A 19,027-nucleotide genomic window follows, 5' to 3' on the forward strand; every position below is an offset into this window, starting at 1 on the left:
ACATCTCGTTCCTCCCCCTTGAATCCCCCTCCAAAGGGGGACACGTAGCGCTTAAGCATTTTGCATATCCCCCTCTTCGAGGAGGCAGGGGGAGGAAATTGACATTTGCTAATATTTGTGTCCACACGATAGGACTATTCGGGAAATGAAGCGTATGGCTAAGCGGGAAAAGTGAAGCAATCTATCCAAACTTACATCTTCCGAATACTTATGGTGATAACACCAACAATAGGAGGAATTAATTCAACGTAAGTCTTGGGTCTTTATTAGTGGTTCCTTTCAGATTATTCAGAGTAAACTCTCTTAATGATGGCAAAATATCATAAAACGAACAAAGCCCGTAGCACAATACTACGGACTTTTTAATGCTTGGTAATTCTAACTATTTTTTAGCTACAACAGTTTCAGTATAAGAGATTGTTCCATCTTTATCTACTTGTGCTACTCTAATATAAGTCGCTTTACCTGCTTTGCTACCACCTTCTAGTTGTTGTAAACCATCAGTATCTTTAGCACAAGCTACTACCATAGATACAACGAAGATTAACATACCTAATCTCATTAATCTATTTCTGGTAGCTGGCAATAATAATAAGCCTAGAAGACCAAAGCCTGCTAATACGGTCTCTCCCCACTGTCTAGAAAAACTATAAGCTATTTTTACTGACGAGTTGCCGTTTGTTGCTTTAGTAGCTACAGTACCTAAATCTGTCCACGATTTTCCATCTGTAGAGCCTTGTACCACAAACTTATCATTGTCTTTTTCGCTTAAAGTATTCCAATCTACGTTTAAAACTCCGCCTTGAATTTTAGCCGATAAACCTGTAAAGGTAACCGGTAATACTGCTGGAGTAATTTTACGTATGGTGTGGTTAAGTTGGTCAGCTAACCAAGTGTTGCCGCTAGCGTCAACCGCTACGCCCACAGGTTGGTTAAATTGTGCTGTAGCTGCTGCTCCATCGGTGGCACCAGCAGTGCCAGCACCTGCATATGCAACTAAAGTCCCTCCTGGAGTTACTAGGCGTATTCTATGTCCAGTCGCTTCTGCTACATAAAGGATACCAGCCCCATCAATAGCGATGCCCATTGGAGTAGAAAGTCCAGTTACCAATGTAGTTACTACTCCTGCGGCTGTAACTTTGCGAATGCGATGATTATAACTATCTGCCACATAAATTTCGCTGCCATCTGCTTTAACAGCAATGCCCCATGGTTGGTTAAAAGTTGCTGCTGTACCGGTACCGTCTGCACTGCCAGCCGTACCGCTTCCAGCTAGAGTTGTTACTACACCTGCAGGGGTAATTTTGCGAATTTTGTTGTTTGCTTCTTCGGCAACATAAACATTGCCTGCAGCATCAACAGCTACGCCTCTTGGCGAGCTAAATTGTGCACCTGTACCTGTACCATCTGTACTGCCTGCGACACCGTTACCAGCAACAATAGATTGAGCACCTGTTGCAACGGTAACTCTGCGTATCCTGTGACCACCAGCATCTGCTACATAAAGCGTAGCGCCATCTGCTGTAATGGCTATACCTCTTGGTGCACTAAACCCAGTTGACAATGTACTTGTTACGCCTGCAGGGGTAATTTTGCGTATAGCATTGTTACCTTGTTCTGCTACATAAATGTTACCAGCAGCATCAACTGCTGTACCTGTTGGATGTCTAAACTGTGCTGATGTACCAGTTCCGTCTACACTCCCGAAGGTTCCTCCGGCAAAGGTGCTAACGGTTTGCGCTTTCGCGAAAATTGCTCCAAGAGTAAATATTACTGTGAGCAAATAGGGTGTGAATAAAATTTTTTTCATGGTGAGTAGGGCGTTTTTAATTGTTAAAAAAATTAGACTGCAAAGGTAAGCGCCAAATGAAAAAGACTATATTTTTTTACCCCTTAAAAAACCCTTATTTGTTGGTTCTTTAGCCTTCTATAAAGGTTTTTGATAACCGAGTGTAAGTGAGTAGGTGGCTAGTTATACAAGGAAATGGCCAGGTTTTAGAAACAACGATTAGCATTGTAATTTAAGCTTATGAAAGCATTTAGAGCTTCTTTGGTTGTATGGTTTGAGGATGCCGTAAGGTTTTTATTATATATAAAACCCGTATTGCATTAATCATAAACTGAAATCAACATCAAAATAACCACCCCGCCTTTTAGGCACCCTCCGATAAATCGGAGGGAATTTCGTTTTCCATTCGCCTCTTTCAGAGGGGTGGTCCAAGACCGGGGTGTTCAATAAAATTGTTTAAATGCTTATAGGTAAGAACCCGCTCTTCGGAGTTTGCAACTCCGAAGCCTTGTTATAATGTCTGTGACCCGATTATGTTTTAAAAACGGATTACAAATCCGCAGATAGGAGTTTATAATTGGAAAAAGGTTAATAATTAAAAAAACTCCAAGGCTAACCCTTGGAGTTTTTTTAATCACTAGAAGTTTTACTAATCTTATTGCTCTGCGTGCAGCCTAACACTTAAACCTTCCATTGCGGGGCTTAATTGTATCTGGCATGCCAATCTAGAATTTGGTAATAAATCTGGTAAAGTATCTAACATCGCATATTCATCGTCACTCATTTCATTTAGTTTCTCTTCACCTTGTATAACGTCTACGCAGCAGGTGGCGCATAAAGCCATGCCTCCACAAGTAGCTAAAACATCATATTCGCTAGCTTTCAAAAACTCCATCAAGCTTAGGCCCATATCAGTTGGTGCCAAAAGCTCAGCTACGTTTCCTTCTCTGTCTTCAACAGTTATATTGATATCACTCATTATAAAATATTTTATTTCCCCTTTAGGGATAGGGGTTAAAATTCGCTTACACCATTAACGGTAGTGTACTTCATCGTATATTTTACTCCTGGGTTCATATACTGATAAGCGCTATGGCTCATTAATGCAGCTTCGTGGAAACCACATAAAATCAATTTCAATTTGTTGGTGTAAGTATTGATATCGCCGATAGCATATACACCTGGTACGTTTGTAGAATAATCATCTACATTCACTTCTATAGCACTTTTACTGATGTTCAATCCCCATTGCTCAATTGGACCTAATTTAGGACTTAAACCAAACAACGGAATTAAATGATCTGCTTCTACAGAAATGGTTTCCATGGTTTTATTATGGATAATTTCAACAGTTTCTAACTTGCCTTCGCCATGTACAGCGTTTAGGTTGCTATTTAAAATCAAGTTGATCTTTCCTTTTTCTGCTAATTCCATCACTTTAGCAACCGAATCTGGGGCACCTCTAAAGCTTTCGCTACGGTGTACCAAAGTTAATTCGCTACAAACTTCAGCTAAGAAAATTGTCCAGTCTAAAGCAGAGTCGCCACCTCCGGCAATTACCATTTTTTGATCACGGTATTTCTCTGGATCCAAAATCATGTAGTTTACACCACGACCATTTTCGAATTTTTCTAAACCAGAAACGGCAGGTTTGCGAGGTTCGAAACAACCTAAGCCACCAGCAATTACAATTACTTTAGCTTCAATTACAGTGCCCATGTTGGTAGTTAGCACAAAGTCTGCTTCTCCGCGTTTCTCCAAACCTTCAATTCTCTCACCTAAAGTAAAGCCAGGATGAAAAGGTTTAGCTTGCTCCATCAAGTTGTCTACCAGCTCTTGGGCCAATACCGATGGGAAGCCAGGAATGTCGTAAATAGGTTTTTTAGGATATATTTCTGATAGCTGACCGCCTACCTGTGGCAAATAATCAATTAAATGGCAGCGCATTTTTAGCAAACCCGCTTCAAAAATTGCAAACAAACCAACTGGCCCAGCGCCTATAATAGCTATATCAGTAGAGATCATATCAAATAAAATTTTGTGCAAAAGTACAAAATTAAGTTTTAAAAAAAGTAAGCTATTTAGATGAATTCTAGATAGAAAATCAAAATCACTACTAAACCTATAGATTTAGCGTTTTGTGCGTTGTTTTTATGCTAAATAAATTCTGAAATTGAGCTTAAAGCAATTCAAAAACAAATCATTTTTAAGTAAAAAGGAATGTAGTTAAACATTCCTTTTGTGTTTGGTTACCAACTCATTCCTAGGTTTTGGAATACAAAACTCCAAATGTCACTAGATTCTTCTATGAGTTTTGCAGTAGGCTTACCTGCGCCGTGACCAGCTTTGGTTTCAATTCTGATTAATATTGGATTGTTTCCTTTGTATTTTTCCTGTAACGTAGCAGCAAACTTGAAAGAGTGTGCAGGAACTACACGATCGTCGTGATCGGCAGTAGTAATTAGCGTTGCCGGGTAATTAACGTCGGGTTTAACATTGTGCAGTGGCGAATATTTAATCAAATAGTCGAAATCTTCTTTTTTATCGCTGATGCCATATTCTACGCCCCAACCCCAACCAACGGTAAATTTGTGGTAACGCAGCATATCTAAAACCCCCACGGCAGGTAAGGCCACCCTAAAAAGTTCTGGGCGTTGTGTCATACATGCACCAACCAAAAGCCCGCCATTAGAACCTCCAGATATTGCTATTTTTGAGGAGTTGGTATACTTTTCTTTAATAAGGTATTCTGCCGCAGCAATGAAATCGTCAAATACATTTTGTTTTTTCTCTAACATTCCGGCTTTATGCCAAGCTTCGCCATATTCGCTGCCACCACGTAAGCTAGGTTGTACATAAATGCCGCCTTTTTCTAAAAACAGCATTCTAGATAGGCTAAATGCCGGAGTTAAACTAACCTGGAAACCGCCATAGGCGTAAAGATAAACAGGGTTGTTGCCATCAAGTTTAAGTCCTTTCTTGTGAACAATGAACATGGGTACCTTCGTTCCATCTTTTGAGGGATAAAAAACTTGTTTGGTTTCATAGTTCTCGGTATCGAATTTTAGTTGCGATTTTTTGTAAAGCTCCGATTCGCCTTTGGCAATATTGTAACGGTACGTTGTGCCGGGTGTAGTAAAATTAGTGAATGAGTAGAAAAACTCATGATCATCTTTATAGCCGCCGAAACCGCCAACAGTGCCGATTGCTGGAAGTTTAACGTCACCTATTTTCTTGCCTTTGTAATCGAATTGGGTAATGTTTGTACTTGCATCTTTTAAGTAAGTCGCCCACAAATAACCGCCGCCAGTGCCAACACCTTCCATGGCCAATTTAGATTCCGGGATAATTTTCTGCCAGTATTTAGGGTCAGGATTTTTAGGGTCAATGAGCACCACTTGCCTGTTTTCTGCACCTAGATCAGTATTCAATAATAATTTATCGCCATCATTATCAATAATGCTATGGTTGTTTTTGTAGCCTTCTACCAAAGGTGAAATTTTACTGTTTGGCTCATTTAAGTCCTGATAGAATAGTGCATTTCCCGAAGTTCCGGCGCTGGCATAGATGGTTAAAAACCTTTCATCTTCTGTAACGCTTGCCCCAAAGTACAAATTCGGATTTGTCTTATCTTCGAAGACTAAACGGTCATCTTTTTGGTCATCGCCCAATTTGTGGTAATAAATTTTTTGAAACTTATTTGCCGCAGATAGGTCGGTTCCTTTAGCGGGTTCATCAAATTTGCTGTAATAGAAACCATTGCCTTTCCAAGCTGCACCAGAGAATTTTGTCCACTTTAACTCGTCTGCAAGCTTCTTTTTGGTAGCCATTTCCATTACATAGATATTGCTCCAATCAGAGCCAGCTTGGGCCACAGAATAAGCAATGTACTTTTTATCGTTAGAAACACCAAGAAAACTGATGGCTGCTGTGCCATCTGCACTGAGTTTGTTAGGGTCTAAAAATATCTCTTCGGTGCCATCCAAACCTTTTTTAATGAACCAAATGTTTTGGTTTTGTAGTCCATCATTTTTGGTGAATAAATAATAATCGCCTACTTTAAACGGTGCACTTTCTTTAGGATAATTCCAGATTTCGGTGAGACGGGTTTTAATGTCGTTACGGTAGGGAATTTGCGCTAGGTAATTCTGTGTTACTTTGTTTTGGGCATCAACCCAAACTTTAGTTTCTGCTGAAGTATCATTTTCTAGCCAACGGTAAGGGTCGGCAATGATAGTTCCAAAATAATTGTCTGTAGTGCTGTCTTTTTTAGTATCGGGATATTTCATTAAGGTAATTTTTTCTGCAGGTTTTTTGCCTTCTTTACAAGCAAAGAGACTTATTGCAAATAAGCCTAATAAAATTTGTTTCTTCATGTTTACTAAATTTATTTACTAATATATGTTTTTTCTTAGGGAGAAGCTAAGGGTAGTTGGCTGTTGCTCTGGGGTTTTTGTTTAAGCTTTTTGCTTACCTTTGGCTTTACATGACTAAGCACATATATTTCGCATCAGATTTTCATTTAGGTTCGCCTAACTATACAGAAAGCAGGAAACGAGAAGACCGTATTGTTAGGTGGTTAAACTTTATCACACCTACTTGTAGCGAGTTATTTTTAATGGGCGATGTTTTTGATTTTTGGTTTGAATACAAATATGTGGTGCCAAAAGGATTTGTGAGATTGCAGGGAAAATTGGCCGAAATGTCTGACAAAGGCATCAAAATCTACTTCTTTAAAGGAAACCACGATATGTGGGTGAAAGATTATTTCATTAAAGAGCTAGGTGTACAAATTGTAAGCGACGAACTGTTGATTGAGCGAGGCGGAAAGAAATTTTACCTGCATCATGGCGATGGCTTAGGGCCTGGCGATAAAAAGTACAAGTTCTTACGTAAGATTTTCAGAAATCCCATTTGTCAGTGGTTGTTTGGAATTGTGCCGCCTCGTATTGGAATGGGCATTGCCAACACTTGGTCTTCGCACAGTAGGGCAGCCAGTAAGGCCGAGGAAGTTTTTTTAGGAGAAGACAAAGAGTGGTTGGCTATTTACGCTAAAGAGCAATTGCAAAAGCAACATTTCGATTATTTTGTTTTTGGTCACAGGCATTTGCCAATAGAAATGAAATTAAACGACCGAAGTACTTACATTAACATTGGCGAGTGGTTAAATTACAACTCTTACGGCGTTTTTAATGGGGAAGAAATGCGATTGGAGTATTTCGAGAAGTAAGGGCAAAAACAACCACATAGAAACATAGATTTATTTTCTTGCTATGTGCCTATGTGGTTAATTAAAATTACTTCTTAGCAGCTGCTTTAATCTTAGCGGCAATCAACCTCCAATCATAAAAATGGAAAGTTTTATCGGTACTCATGGCTACAAAAATTCCCTCTGGGTAATTTGTGCCTAAGTTTACATTTGTGGCATCGGCACCGTCTGTTTCCATTGCACTTACCGGAAATTCGGTAATCAAATCATATTGGTGTGGATTGCCATTGCTGCCTTCACGAGGGAAAACCATAAAACTCTGAGAACCTTGGTTTGATATCAATAAGTAGCCAGTTTTTGCACCAGTTTTGTAAATGGCCATCCCTTCGTGGTCTTCTGAAAATCCAGTTTTTGCAAATAAAGCTAGCTCTTGGTCATTCTTTGCAGCCGGGTCGGCGATATACTTACGAACACCCACCTGCTCATCAGAGTAGTAGATGAAACCTAGTTCGTTGTCTACTGCAATGGCTTCAATCTCCTTTTTTCCGCTGTACTTGCCGAACTTACGTACCTTTTCTCCAGTAATAGCACCTTTCCCATTGTCTTTCAATTGATATTGCCACAAGTAACCATCTGCTGGGCCAGATTTTCTGCCTACAATAGCAAAAATTGTATTGTCTGAAGGACGTGTGTACAAAGCTACGCCCATTGGGTCTCTTTCTGTTTCGCCAGCAAAAACATCGATACCTCCATTATCAATAGGCTGTAAATCTGGCAAAGTGAAAATGCGGATTTTATTCGTCTGACGTTCTGTAGTAACTGCAATATCAACTTTCTTTCCACCAAGGGTAATGCCATAGGCGATATCAACATTGTTTGGACGTTGAATGTTGCCCACTCTTTTCACTACTTTTCCCGAAAGGTCAAAAGCGTACAAAGCACCATCAGTATCTTTATCAGTACCTATAATTAAGCTTTTGCTAGCATCAGCTGGATTAATCCAAATGGCGGGGTCGTCGGTGTCGTGTTTTACCTTCTCGGTAATAACGGTAGCCTGTACTGTGTTCGGATTGTTTTTGTTTTTATCCTCTTTTATTTTCTGGCCGCAAGCACCAAGAGCTAATAGCATCAGCCCGAAAAAATATGTTTTTGAATTATTCATTACAATTTAGTTTTGATGAACAAATTTTGCTTTTCAACTTGATTAAACCAAAAGAACAGCGTTACAAATAGTGAACAAGCCATCTTTTGTGAGTGTCAAAAAAGCAGCATTTGCTGTTAAATGGATTGGATAAAGGCCGTTAAACTGGCACCCTGTTCCAATTTTAATTTTTTTCTTAGTCGATAACGAGCTACACGTAAACTATCGGTAGATACGCTTAACAATGCAGCTATATCTGCCGCGTTAACATTTAATTTAATTAGAGATATTAGTTTGATATCTGTTGCAGAAAGACCTGGATTGATTTGCTGCAATTGGTCAAAAAACTCTTGATTAATCTCTTCGAAAATCCTTCTGAAATCGTCCCAGTACGCATCTTTGTTAAAGTTCTGGTTAATCTTATTCAATAAGCTTCGTAGTTCTTTCTTATAACTTCTGCCATCACTCTTAATCATCTCCGTTAAAGCTTCCCTAATATCTTCCAGTAATTGATTTTTCTGGATAGTTTGTAACGTATGTGCCGTAATTTCTTTGGCCTTGGTGTGCAGATTTTCCTTCAATTGCTCTTCTTGCAGCTTCTTATTGTTAAGGTCAACCTCCATCAGCTCTTGCTTTGTTTTCAAGATTTCCTCTTCCTTAGCACTGGTTGCTCTTTCCTTTAAAATGCGATGCCGTTGATTACGAATGATAATGGCTGCCACCAAAATAAATACCACTGCCGCAATACCCGAAGCGATATAAATTGCCCAAGCAACCTTTTCCTGTCTAGCCATTTCGGCAAGCTGTATTTCCTTTCTATCGAGCCCGTAAATCACTTTTAACAAAGCTTCTTGGTTTTTACTTTCTTCAGAATAAGACCTTAAAAAGTATTGTCTGCTCAGTTCTAGATAGTGAAAAGTACTGTCGGTTTGTTTAAGGAAGCTATAGGTTTTTCCTAAATCCCGATAGGCACTGCTTAACCTGCTGTAAGATTTGGTGCTTTTAGCCAAAGCTTCTGCTTTTCTGGTGTAACGCAAGGCCTCAGCATAAGCTCCCTGCTTACGATAAATATCGCCGACGTTGTTATACGCATCAATCAGCATTTCGGTGTTACCACCTTGCTCAAACCATGCTAGCGCTTTAGAAAAATGAAAATAAGCTTTATCAAATTGAGATTTGTCCTCATAAATGCTACCTAAATTTTCGTGTACTAATGCTGCGCCTTCTGCATCGCCAATGCTATCAAATACCTGCATGGCTTTTTTCTGATAGAAATAGGCGCTATCATAATTCAAAGTTTTCTCGTAATAATGACCAATATTGGCATAAGTACGAGCTATCCCGCTACTATCTCTCAATCGTTGAAAAGTAGTTAGTGCTTTAAAATACGACTGTTTGGCATCTTTTTCTTGCTTGGTAATCAAGAAAAGTAAGGCTAAATCGTTCAGGTTATCTGCAGCTTGTTTCTCGTTTTTATCCGAACGGTAAATTTCATCTGCTTTGATGTGATAATTGAGCGATTGCGTAAACAAACCCATTTGATAGCAGATTTGTCCCATGCGCTGTAGCGCCCTGGCTTGTTTCACTAAGTCAGCATCAGCTTTTGCTTGTTTATAGATTTCGTTTTGGCGGATAAAAAGGGCATCCGAAGTTTGAGGCGAAGTTTTCTCAATGTGCTCGTTAACTTCATGAATAGCAGTTGGATTTTGTGCAGCAAGTTGCCCTGCTACACAAAATACCATTGATAGGAGCCATAAAATCTGTTTTATCATACTGCTTTATTTTTTACCCTCTCTCCCGATAAATCGGGATCTCTCCCTTTTAGGGAGAGAAAAACAACTCGCAAACTCTCTCCCTCTGGGAGAGATGGCGTAGCCAGAGAGGGTTAATTTTCTAAACACCCCGGTCTTCGACCACCCCTCTAAAAGAGGGGAATTGCGTCCAACATTCCCCTCTTTTAGAGGGGTGCCCAACGGGCGGGGTGTTTCTAATTTTCAATCTCTAAAAATCAAACTTCACTCCCAAGTTATACCTAGGGCGGTAGTATTCCATTTGCATAGTTTGGTTTACTGTGCCTTGGTAATATCTTAAAGGCTGATTGGTTAAATTGGTTGCCTCAGCAAAAAATCTAGCTACTTTAGAAACCTTCACAGAAGCGTTAGCATCTAAGAAGAACTGCTTGTCGTAGTAAGCATCGCCAAAAGCATCGCCACCTAAATCATCTATATATGCTGCAGTGTAGTTTGCTGATAACCTTGCAGAGAAACGGCTGTTTTCCCATGATAACGAAGCGTTTAACATGTGAGGGGCAGTTCCTGGTAAAGTGATGTTTTCTCTCAAAACGCCATCGCTATCAGCAATTCCTTTGGCTTTAGATTTAGTAAAAGTATAGTTGGCATACACTCCAAAACCTCTTAAGAATTTACCCGGTAAGAAATCTAACTGCCTTTGCGCAGCAACCTCAAACCCATACACATCTACGCTTTCGCCGTTTCTATCTTGCTGAAATTCCCATTGTTCGCCGGCAGGGATTGGATTAGCTAAATCAGGGAAATCGTTAGCAAATTTTGAAGTGGTGTAAGCTCTATCTGCATAAGTGTAGATGAAGTTTTTAAGTTTTTTGTAGAAAACACCACCAGAAATTAAACCTACGGATTTGAAATACTGCTCTGCCATTAAATCGAAATTGTAAGCATAGGTAGCATCTAAATTAGGGTTGCCAGCATCAATTTCTTGATCGCCAGCAATGGTGCCAACAAAAGGAGTAAGTGAATAATAATTTGGTCTAGCTAAAGCAGTCGTAAATGCGCCACGGAAAACTAAATCGTCATTAGCTTGATATTTCAAAGTTAAGCTAGGCAAGAAATCTGTATAGTTATTTTTTGAAGTACGGGTACCAGCTAAATCTTCTTCGTCTTCAATGATGTTACCTGTGTAGTTAATTCTAGTATGCTCTACACGTAAACCAGCAATGGCAGATAATTTATCGTTAATGTCTTGGTCCCAACGTAAGTAACCTGCTAAAATATTCTCTTTGGCAGTGTAGTTTAAGGCTAAAAATTCTGTAGGGTCTGCTTCGCCTTTAAACACCGCAGGATTGGTTAGGTTTAAACCAGCCAAATAAGCTCTACTTGCAAACAAGCCTGGTACATATTGCTCTCCAGCTTGGTAGTTTTTGCCATCAAAGTAAATATTTGGAATAGAACCTAAATTCGGGATTAAACCTGCTGTAACGGGTGTATATTTAGTAAAGCTGTTATTTCTGTCTTTATCTTTCACTCTTAATCTACCTCCAAAACGTAATCTACCTTTTTGCCCTTCAATTACTGATAACGGCATTCTAAAATTCAATTTAGCACCCAATTCGCTTTCTTCGGTTAGGTTGTCGTTTTCTGAAATGGTATTTAAACCTACGGTATTAGCATTAAAATTTGTAGTGTTATACACTGGGAAATCGCTAGTTCCTGTAAAGTTTATCGTTCTGTTGTTCTGTCTGAACAGCATATAACGCTCATTAGGACGAAACTCTCTGGCTGTAGAATAGCTCACTGTCCAATCCATATCTAAACCAGAAGTAATTAAGTGCTCACCACGTAACGAATAGTTCTGCACACGTTGGTCTTCTAAACGTGTCATTTTGTTTCTATCGTTATCTATACCACCTTTAGTTTGCAAGCCAACACGGCCAGCATAGCCTGTAATTTCGTTGTTTGCGTTATAAGTAGGAGCAATGTTGTCTATGCGCATACGGTACCTGTTTTCTCTATCGTCACGCCAGTTATACATCGCGTTAGCAAAAATGGTATGGTTTTTACCTAATTTAAAATCGAAGGCAGCAGCCATACTTCTTCTTACCCTTTGCACATCATACCTACGAATATCTGTTGCGCTTACGAAAGTATTTCCAAAATTGTCTTTTTTCCATGTGGCCTCAACGTTATCAGAACCATAATTTTGATTGTTGTACGAACCACTTAATACCATACCAATGGCACTTTTCGCAAAGCGATTTCCATAAACAAAACTTCCTGTATAAAGTGCTTTATCACGAATTGGGTTGTAGCCCGATGATAAGGTTGCCGATACACGCTCACCATTTGGAGAAGCACGGGTAATCAAATTTACCGAACCGCCAATCGCATCAGCATCCATATCAGATGTTAAGGTTTTGTTTACTTCGATGGTTGCAATCATGTCTGATGGAATTAAATCCATTTGCACTTTACGGTTATCGCCTTCGGCAGATGGAATACGGTCGCCGTTTAAGGTTACCGAGTTTAACTCTGGCGCCAAACCTCTAATAATGATGTTACGAGCCTCGCCCTGGTCGTTTTGCATGGTTACACCTGGCACACGACGTAAAGCTTCGCCCACATTCGCATCTGGGAAACGCCCCACTTGGTCTGATGAAATGATATTTGAGATGTTAGATTTGTTCTTTTGTTGGTTTAAGGCACGAGCCTGACCTCTTAATCTATCGCCCATTACCACCACTTGGTTCATGGAAACAGCACCGTCTTCTAGAACGAAGTTAACTACTGTGTTACCACCTGTGGTTACGGTTACGCTTTGTTTTTGGGTTTGATAACCCATGTAGATTACCTCTAATTCGTAAGTTCCTGCTGGTACTTTTAGAAATTCGTAATCTCCGGTTTGGTCTGAGACAGTGTAGCGACTGCCTGCATTTAGTCTAACCGTAGCGCCTGGCAAAGAAGCTTTGGTTATTTTCTCAATTACTTTACCTGTAATTACACCACTACCTTGTTGTGCATGGGCAAATACTACAGCGAAAAATAAAAGTACTGAAGTAAAAAGTGTTTTCATTTGTTCTTTTTTTGTTTTTAGAGGTGATGAAGCATCCCGATATGAAATCAGCACGGTTTCAATTGTTCTTTTAATTTGTTTGAATTCGGATATCCATTTTAATTGGCACGAAGTTGAAAATTATGCCATCCAAGCCTGCTAAAACTGGCGTTACAAAAAAGAAACTGATATGAACAAGCCGTTAACAACACGGCAACAATTGCAAATAATTCAAACACAATTAATTGATTTTTAAAACATTGCAAACTTTAAAAAAGTCCATTAACATTCTGTTGTGTTAATAATAACAAAAGGTTAAGTGTTAGATGTTGTTAATCGGGCCTATGTGTTATTAAATCAAAGCCTATCATATCTTTTTTATAAATTCGTTAACTTATTAGTTGAGATGAAAAGGTTAATTGTTTTATTGCTGAATTGTTTTATTGCTATATTGCTTAACAACGGCGTTGCCAGTGCACAGTTAAAACAAATTGCCCAAATAGATACGGTTGGCAAAGCCATTTACGCCGATAATTTAGATAATGTCTATTTGCTTTCTGACAGGGATGAACTGTTAAAGTATGATGCGAAAGGCAAACTGCGCTGGCGTTACAGTAACAATCGTTTTGGTAAATTACAAAGTGTGGATGTTTCGGACCCTATGCGGGTAGTGTTATTTTATGCCGATTTTCAGCAAGTGGTAGTACTTAATAATAATTTAAACGAGATTACCAGTTACTCATTTGCCAAAGACGGAAATTTGTTGGTTTCGGTAATTGCGTCTGCAAATAATAATAGCCTCTGGATTTTTGATAGGGCACAAAATATGCTCATTAAGTTGAGCAGTAATTTTACAGAAGATACTCGTTCTGCCAATTTGTACCAGCTTTTTGATGTGGTAATAGACCCGAAGAAATTAGTGGCATCTGACCAATATGTTTTTTTGCAGCAGAAAAGTAATGGCATTTTACAGTTCGATAGGTTTGGTGGTTTTGTGCGTGAATTGCCAATAGATAGCCTATCCGATTTTAATATTACCAGCAATATTATTGCTTACATTAAAGGTGATAAGCTGGTAAATTATAATCCAACTTCGTTTGAAAGCAGTCAGACAAAACTCCCTTTATTGCCGCCCATTAAGCAGGTTGCGGTTGGAAACAAATTAATTGCGGTGTTAACCGAAAAAGCCGTATTTTTGCTGTCCGATAACCCCTAAATCCCCTAAAGGGGACTTTTAGCATTGTCTGCGAAAAGGGCAAGTCCCCTTTAGGGGATTTAGGGGTTTAATTTTCTTATAAAAATATGTTAGATAAATTAGAAGCGATTAAGCTGCGTTGGGAAGATGTAGAAGAGCAGTTGAGTAATCCTGATGTGATACAGGATATGAAGCGTTTTGCGGCTTTAAACAAAGAGTATAAAGATTTGACCAAGATTGTGGAGGAGTACAAAGTGTACAAGAACGTAATGAGCAATATTGAGGCAAATAAAGATATTTTGAACAACGAGAAGGATCCGGAGATGCGTGAGATGGCAAAAGAAGAGCAGGATTTGTTGTTGGTGCAGCAGGAGGAAATGGAAGAGCGAATTAGGTTAATGTTAATTCCAAAAGATCCTGAAGATGCTAAAAATGCAGTATTTGAAATTCGTGGTGGTACGGGTGGTGATGAGGCAGCGCTTTTTGCCGGCGATTTATACCGTATGTACACTCGTTATTTCGAAAGCAGAGGCTGGAAAGTTGAAACTGTTGATGTAACTGAAGGTACTGCCGGTGGTTATAAAGAGGTGGTGCTAAAAGTTACTGGCGACGATGTTTACGGTACTTTAAAGTATGAAAGTGGTGTACACCGCGTGCAACGTGTGCCAGATACGGAAACTCAGGGCAGGGTACATACATCGGCTGCATCTGTAGCGGTTTTGCCAGAAGCTGAGGAGATTGATTTTTACTTAAATCCAGCAGATATTGAATTGCAAACATCGCGTTCTGGTGGTGCTGGTGGGCAGAACGTAAACAAAGTTGAAACTAAGGTACAGTTAACGCACAAGCCTTCGGGAATTGTAGTGGTTTGCCAGCAAGAGCGTTCGCAATTGGGTAACCGTATTATTGCCATGGAGATGCTGAGAAGTAAGCTTTACGATATTGAGGTGCAGAAAAAGCATGGAGATATTGCTGCAAAGCGTAAAACGATGGTTTCTACGGGAGATAGGTCTGCTAAAATTAGAACTTATAACTATCCGCAAGGCCGTGTTACCGACCACCGTATTGGTTTAACGTTGTATAATCTGCCTTCTATTATGGATGGGGATATACAAGAGTTAATTGAGAAGCTGCAGTTTGCTGAGAACGCTGAAAAAATGAAGGAAGGTGCTGTTAGCTAATTTTAGCTGATAATTCAGTTGCTAATCTTTTTTTTTTGGTGCTGATAAACAACTTGTTATAAATAATTTGAAATTTTTATTGCAAAACAGATAAAACAAGCTATATTTGCAAACCCAAACGGAAAGACGGACGTCTGAAAGTTAGGAAAACGGTTCGGTAGTTCAGCTGGTTAGAATGCCGCCCTGTCACGGCGGAGGTCGCGGGTTCGAGTCCCGTCCGGACCGCAAAAAACCCACTTAGAGATAATCTGAGTGGGTTTTTGCTTTTAAACTATTTTAGTTGCCGGATGATGCTTCACGGATCAAGCGAACTTGTTAGGGGAAATAATAACTTTGTAAGTTGCCTCACAATACTTTAATCTACTATTAGCCTTTGTTGAGTTTTGCTGAAGCAATAGTGCATACAGCTTATGAAACCGACCTTAGCATTGCCGGTTTGTAATTTAATTTGCTTGTAGAATATTGTAAAAAAACCAGTAGCGATCTAATCACTACTGGTTTTTAATTTATTGCTCACCGAAGAACCAACTCACATAGCAAAATGCTACCAATAAATGGTGTATAGCGCTACTATAATCCCAATTACTATTAAAGCTCCAGCTGCAAACTTAGAATCTGTTCTGAACATTTTGGTATCTACTTCCAGTCCGTTTGGTACAACACCTCGTTTGTTTTCCAGAACGCTGATGATATACATGCCCAATACAGCAAACAGGAATACAAAGCCCATTCTGTCTAAGAAAGGAATTTCGTAAATTAAACTGCCGTCTTTTTGCAATACTTGTTTAGAAAATCCCATCGGACTTAAAAACTCTAAGTTTACCCATCTAGGCATAATCTTAAATATTACCGATAAGGCGAAACCACCAATGGTTGCAAACAAGGCTGCGTTACTTGTGGTCTTTTTCCAGAAGAAGCCAAGAATGAACATGGCGAAAATACCGGGAGAAACAAAACCTGTATACTCTTGAATAAATTCGAACCCACCTTTTTTGTCGATGCCTAAGAATGGAGCGATCATTACAGCCAGCAGCATCGAAATGATGATGGTAGCTCTCCCTATACGTACTTGAGCTTTTTCATTTGCTTCTGGATTTATTTTCTTTTTATAGATATCTAAGGTAAAAATAGTAGCGATACTGTTTGCTTTACCTGCCAAAGACGCTACCACAGCAGCTGTAAGTGCAGCAAAAGAAAGTCCTTTTAATCCAGACGGTAATAAATTTAATAAAACTGGATAGGCTTTATCTTTTACAAGCTCACCATTTACCATCATTTCTTGTTGGAAATAACCATTTTTGAACAGCACATAGGCTGCGATACCCGGTAGCACCACAATGACTGGCATCAATAATTTAAGAAAGGCTGCGAATAAAATGCCGCGTCGGGCTGTTTTTAAATCTGCACCAAGAGCTCTTTGGGTAATGTATTGATTGCAGCCCCAATAATTCAAATTCACGATCCACATACCGCCTATTAGAACGGTTAGTCCTGGTAAACTAATGTAATGTGGATTATCTTGTTTTAAGATCATGTGGAAATGGGTGTCGGCTTGTTGAGTAATGTGTTTAAATCCTTCGATAGCTCCTTCTGTGCCAAAATGTTTGGCTACCAGATCAAGTGCTAGGTAAGTTGTAGCCAATCCTCCCAAAATCAAAAAGAAAACTTGAATTACATCTGTAAAGCCGATTACCTTCATTCCTCCTAGGGTAATGATCACAGCAAACACTGCTAAGAAAATCATACAAGCGGTTAAGCTAATGCCAGAAATGCTACTAATGGCTAGGGCCCCTAAAAATAAAATGGAAGTAAGGTTCACTACTACGTATAGTAATAACCAAAATACTGCCATAATCATAGCTACGGTTCCGTTATACCGCTGATGCAAGAACTGCGGCATGGTGTATATCTTGTTTTTGAGATATACTGGGATGAAAAACACGGCAACTACAATAAGGGTTGCTGCGGCCATCCACTCGTAAGTGGCAATGGCGAGCCCCATAGTAAAGCCATCTCCGCTCATGCCAATAAACTGCTCTGCCGAGATATTTGAAGCAATTAGAGATGCGCCAATTGCCCACCACGTAAGCGAGCCTTCGGCCAGGAAATAGTCTTTAGAATCTGCTGATTTAGATTTCTTTTTGTAATAAATATAAACACCATAAGCTGCTACAATTACAAAGTATACCAAGAATACAATGTAATCCTTGATATCTAATACATTACTGTTCATTTAGTTTTTTGGTTTATTGATGGTTAGGTATTGGTAACTCAAATGTATTGTTCGTAAACTAGAAAAACAATAACATACGTGTTAAAAGTACACTTAGCCAAATACCAAGTGTACTAGAAGGAAAAATTAAATGTATCTGTTAATTAAGTTTTCGATGTATTCTTGTCTGCCGCTTCTTACTTCTGGCTCTCCGTTTTCTGCAGCATAGTTTCTAAGATCTTCTAAGTTTAAAAGCCCTTTTTCAAAGTCAGCACCTTTTCCGCTATCGAAAGACGCGTATCTATCTGATCTAATTTTTTGATATTCCGATTTTTGAAGAATATTATCTGCAGTGATTAATGCCCTTGCGAATAAATCCATTCCACCGATGTGGGCATAGAACAAATCTTTTTGGTCGGTAGAGTTTCTGCGGATTTTAGCATCGAAGTTAACGCCTCCTCCTTGTAGTCCGCCACCTTCTAATATAATCAGCATTGCTTCTGTAAGCTCGTTAATATCGTTAGGGAACTGGTCTGTATCCCATCCGTTTTGGTAATCGCCACGGTTAGCATCAATAGATCCTAATAGGCCATTATCGACTGCTACTTGTAATTCATGTTGGAAAGTATGGCCAGCAAGTGTAGCATGGTTTACTTCCAGGTTCAGTTTAAAATCTTCCAATAAATCATACTGTTGCAAGAAAGATTTTACTGTTGCTGCATCGTAATCATATTGATGTTTAGACGGCTCGCATGGTTTCGGCTCAATAAAGAATGTACCTTTAAAGCCATTCTTACGGGCATAGTCTTTAGCTGCATGTAAAAATTTGGCCAAATGTTCTTGCTCACGTTTCATGTTGGTATTTAGCAAGCTCATGTAACCTTCTCTACCGCCCCAAAACACATAGTTTTCGCCACCTAAAGCAATGGTTGCATCTAAAGCAGCTTTTACTTGTGCACCACCATGCGCTAATACATGGAAATCTGGGTTAGTTGCTGCACCGTTCATATAACGTTGGTGACTGAACAAGTTTGCAGTGCCCCAAAGTAATTTCACACCACTTTCAGCTTGCTTTTGCTTAGCATAATCAACAATTGCCTGCAAACGACGTTCATTTTCTACTACGCTATCGGTATAGTCTACCAAATCCACATCGTGGAAACAATAATAAGGCAATTGCATTTTGGTGATGAACTCAAAAGCGGCATCCATTTTGTCTTTTGCACGTTCTACGGCGTCTGTTTTCGCATCCCAAGGAAAAACATGTGTTGCGCCACCAAATGGATCGGCACCATTGCCATTGAAAGAATGCCAATAAGCACAAGCAAATTTAAAATGCTCTGTCATGGTTTTGCCTGCCACTACTTTTTTCGCATCGTACCATCTAAAAGCAAGAGGATTATTGCTTTCTAAACCTTCATATTTAATTTGGTTAATGCCACTAAAAAATTCCTTTTCTCCTTTAACTACTTTTGTCATTATTATTGATTTTAAGAT

The 19,027-nt window shown here is 39.3% G+C and carries 12 protein-coding genes and 1 tRNA gene; 4 read left to right on the top strand and 9 right to left on the bottom strand.

The features are described from left to right. Nucleotides 1-382: 382 nt before the first annotated feature. From REI64_RS15045 to REI64_RS15060, 4 genes are all read right to left on the bottom strand, one after another. Entirely contained in the window at nt 383-1,810 is a 1,428-nt protein-coding gene (locus REI64_RS15045; protein ID WP_308850961.1) for an NHL repeat-containing protein, read from the bottom strand. Between the two features lie 634 nt (nt 1,811-2,444). After that, entirely contained in the window at nt 2,445-2,768 is a 324-nt protein-coding gene (locus tag REI64_RS15050) for a 2Fe-2S iron-sulfur cluster-binding protein (protein WP_308850962.1), read from the bottom strand. Between the two features lie 35 nt (nt 2,769-2,803). Continuing rightward, the gene (locus REI64_RS15055) at nt 2,804-3,814 is read right to left on the bottom strand and encodes an NAD(P)/FAD-dependent oxidoreductase (protein ID WP_308850963.1); all 1,011 of its coding nucleotides are present in this window, start codon (nt 3,812-3,814) and stop codon (nt 2,804-2,806) included. Between the two features lie 224 nt (nt 3,815-4,038). Continuing rightward, the gene (locus REI64_RS15060; protein WP_308850964.1) at nt 4,039-6,165 is read right to left on the bottom strand and encodes a prolyl oligopeptidase family serine peptidase; all 2,127 of its coding nucleotides are present in this window, start codon (nt 6,163-6,165) and stop codon (nt 4,039-4,041) included. Nucleotides 6,166-6,275: 110 nt separating this feature from the next. Between REI64_RS15060 and REI64_RS15065 the strand changes: the two genes are divergently transcribed. Then, nucleotides 6,276-7,019 carry a UDP-2,3-diacylglucosamine diphosphatase gene (locus REI64_RS15065; RefSeq protein ID WP_308850965.1) on the top strand — a complete coding sequence of 248 codons (744 nt, stop codon included), beginning with the start codon at nt 6,276-6,278 and terminating at the stop codon, nt 7,017-7,019. Between the two features lie 67 nt (nt 7,020-7,086). Here REI64_RS15065 and REI64_RS15070 read toward each other — a convergent pair whose 3' ends face one another. The 3 genes from REI64_RS15070 to REI64_RS15080 form a co-directional block, all read right to left on the bottom strand. Then, nucleotides 7,087-8,160, bottom strand: a complete 1,074-nt coding sequence (locus REI64_RS15070) for a phytase (RefSeq protein WP_308850966.1) — start codon at nt 8,158-8,160, stop codon at nt 7,087-7,089. 116 nt (nt 8,161-8,276) lie between these two features. After that, the gene (locus REI64_RS15075) at nt 8,277-9,911 is read right to left on the bottom strand and encodes a tetratricopeptide repeat protein (RefSeq protein ID WP_308850967.1); all 1,635 of its coding nucleotides are present in this window, start codon (nt 9,909-9,911) and stop codon (nt 8,277-8,279) included. Between the two features lie 229 nt (nt 9,912-10,140). Then, entirely contained in the window at nt 10,141-12,963 is a 2,823-nt protein-coding gene (locus tag REI64_RS15080) for a TonB-dependent receptor (RefSeq protein ID WP_308850968.1), read from the bottom strand. 385 nt (nt 12,964-13,348) lie between these two features. Between REI64_RS15080 and REI64_RS15085 the strand changes: the two genes are divergently transcribed. The 3 genes from REI64_RS15085 (at nt 13,349) to REI64_RS15095 (ending at nt 15,543) form a co-directional block, all read left to right on the top strand. Beyond that, nucleotides 13,349-14,158, top strand: a complete 810-nt coding sequence (locus REI64_RS15085) for a hypothetical protein (RefSeq protein WP_308850969.1) — start codon at nt 13,349-13,351, stop codon at nt 14,156-14,158. An 86-nt stretch (nt 14,159-14,244) separates the two neighbouring features. Then, a complete protein-coding gene (gene prfA, locus REI64_RS15090; protein ID WP_308850970.1) occupies nt 14,245-15,318 on the top strand; it encodes a peptide chain release factor 1 in 1,074 nt (357 codons plus the stop codon). A gap of 151 nt (nt 15,319-15,469) precedes the next feature. Next, nucleotides 15,470-15,543, top strand: a tRNA-Asp gene (locus tag REI64_RS15095). 319 nt (nt 15,544-15,862) lie between these two features. Here REI64_RS15095 and REI64_RS15100 read toward each other — a convergent pair. Continuing rightward, nucleotides 15,863-17,551 carry a sodium/sugar symporter gene (locus tag REI64_RS15100; protein ID WP_308850971.1) on the bottom strand — a complete coding sequence of 563 codons (1,689 nt, stop codon included), beginning with the start codon at nt 17,549-17,551 and terminating at the stop codon, nt 15,863-15,865. 126 nt (nt 17,552-17,677) lie between these two features. Beyond that, a complete protein-coding gene (xylA, locus tag REI64_RS15105) occupies nt 17,678-19,009 on the bottom strand; it encodes a xylose isomerase (protein WP_308850972.1) in 1,332 nt (443 codons plus the stop codon). Nucleotides 19,010-19,027 lie beyond the last annotated feature (18 nt).

The organism is Pedobacter sp. (assembly GCF_031119335.1).
Taxonomy (GTDB): domain Bacteria; phylum Bacteroidota; class Bacteroidia; order Sphingobacteriales; family Sphingobacteriaceae; genus Pedobacter.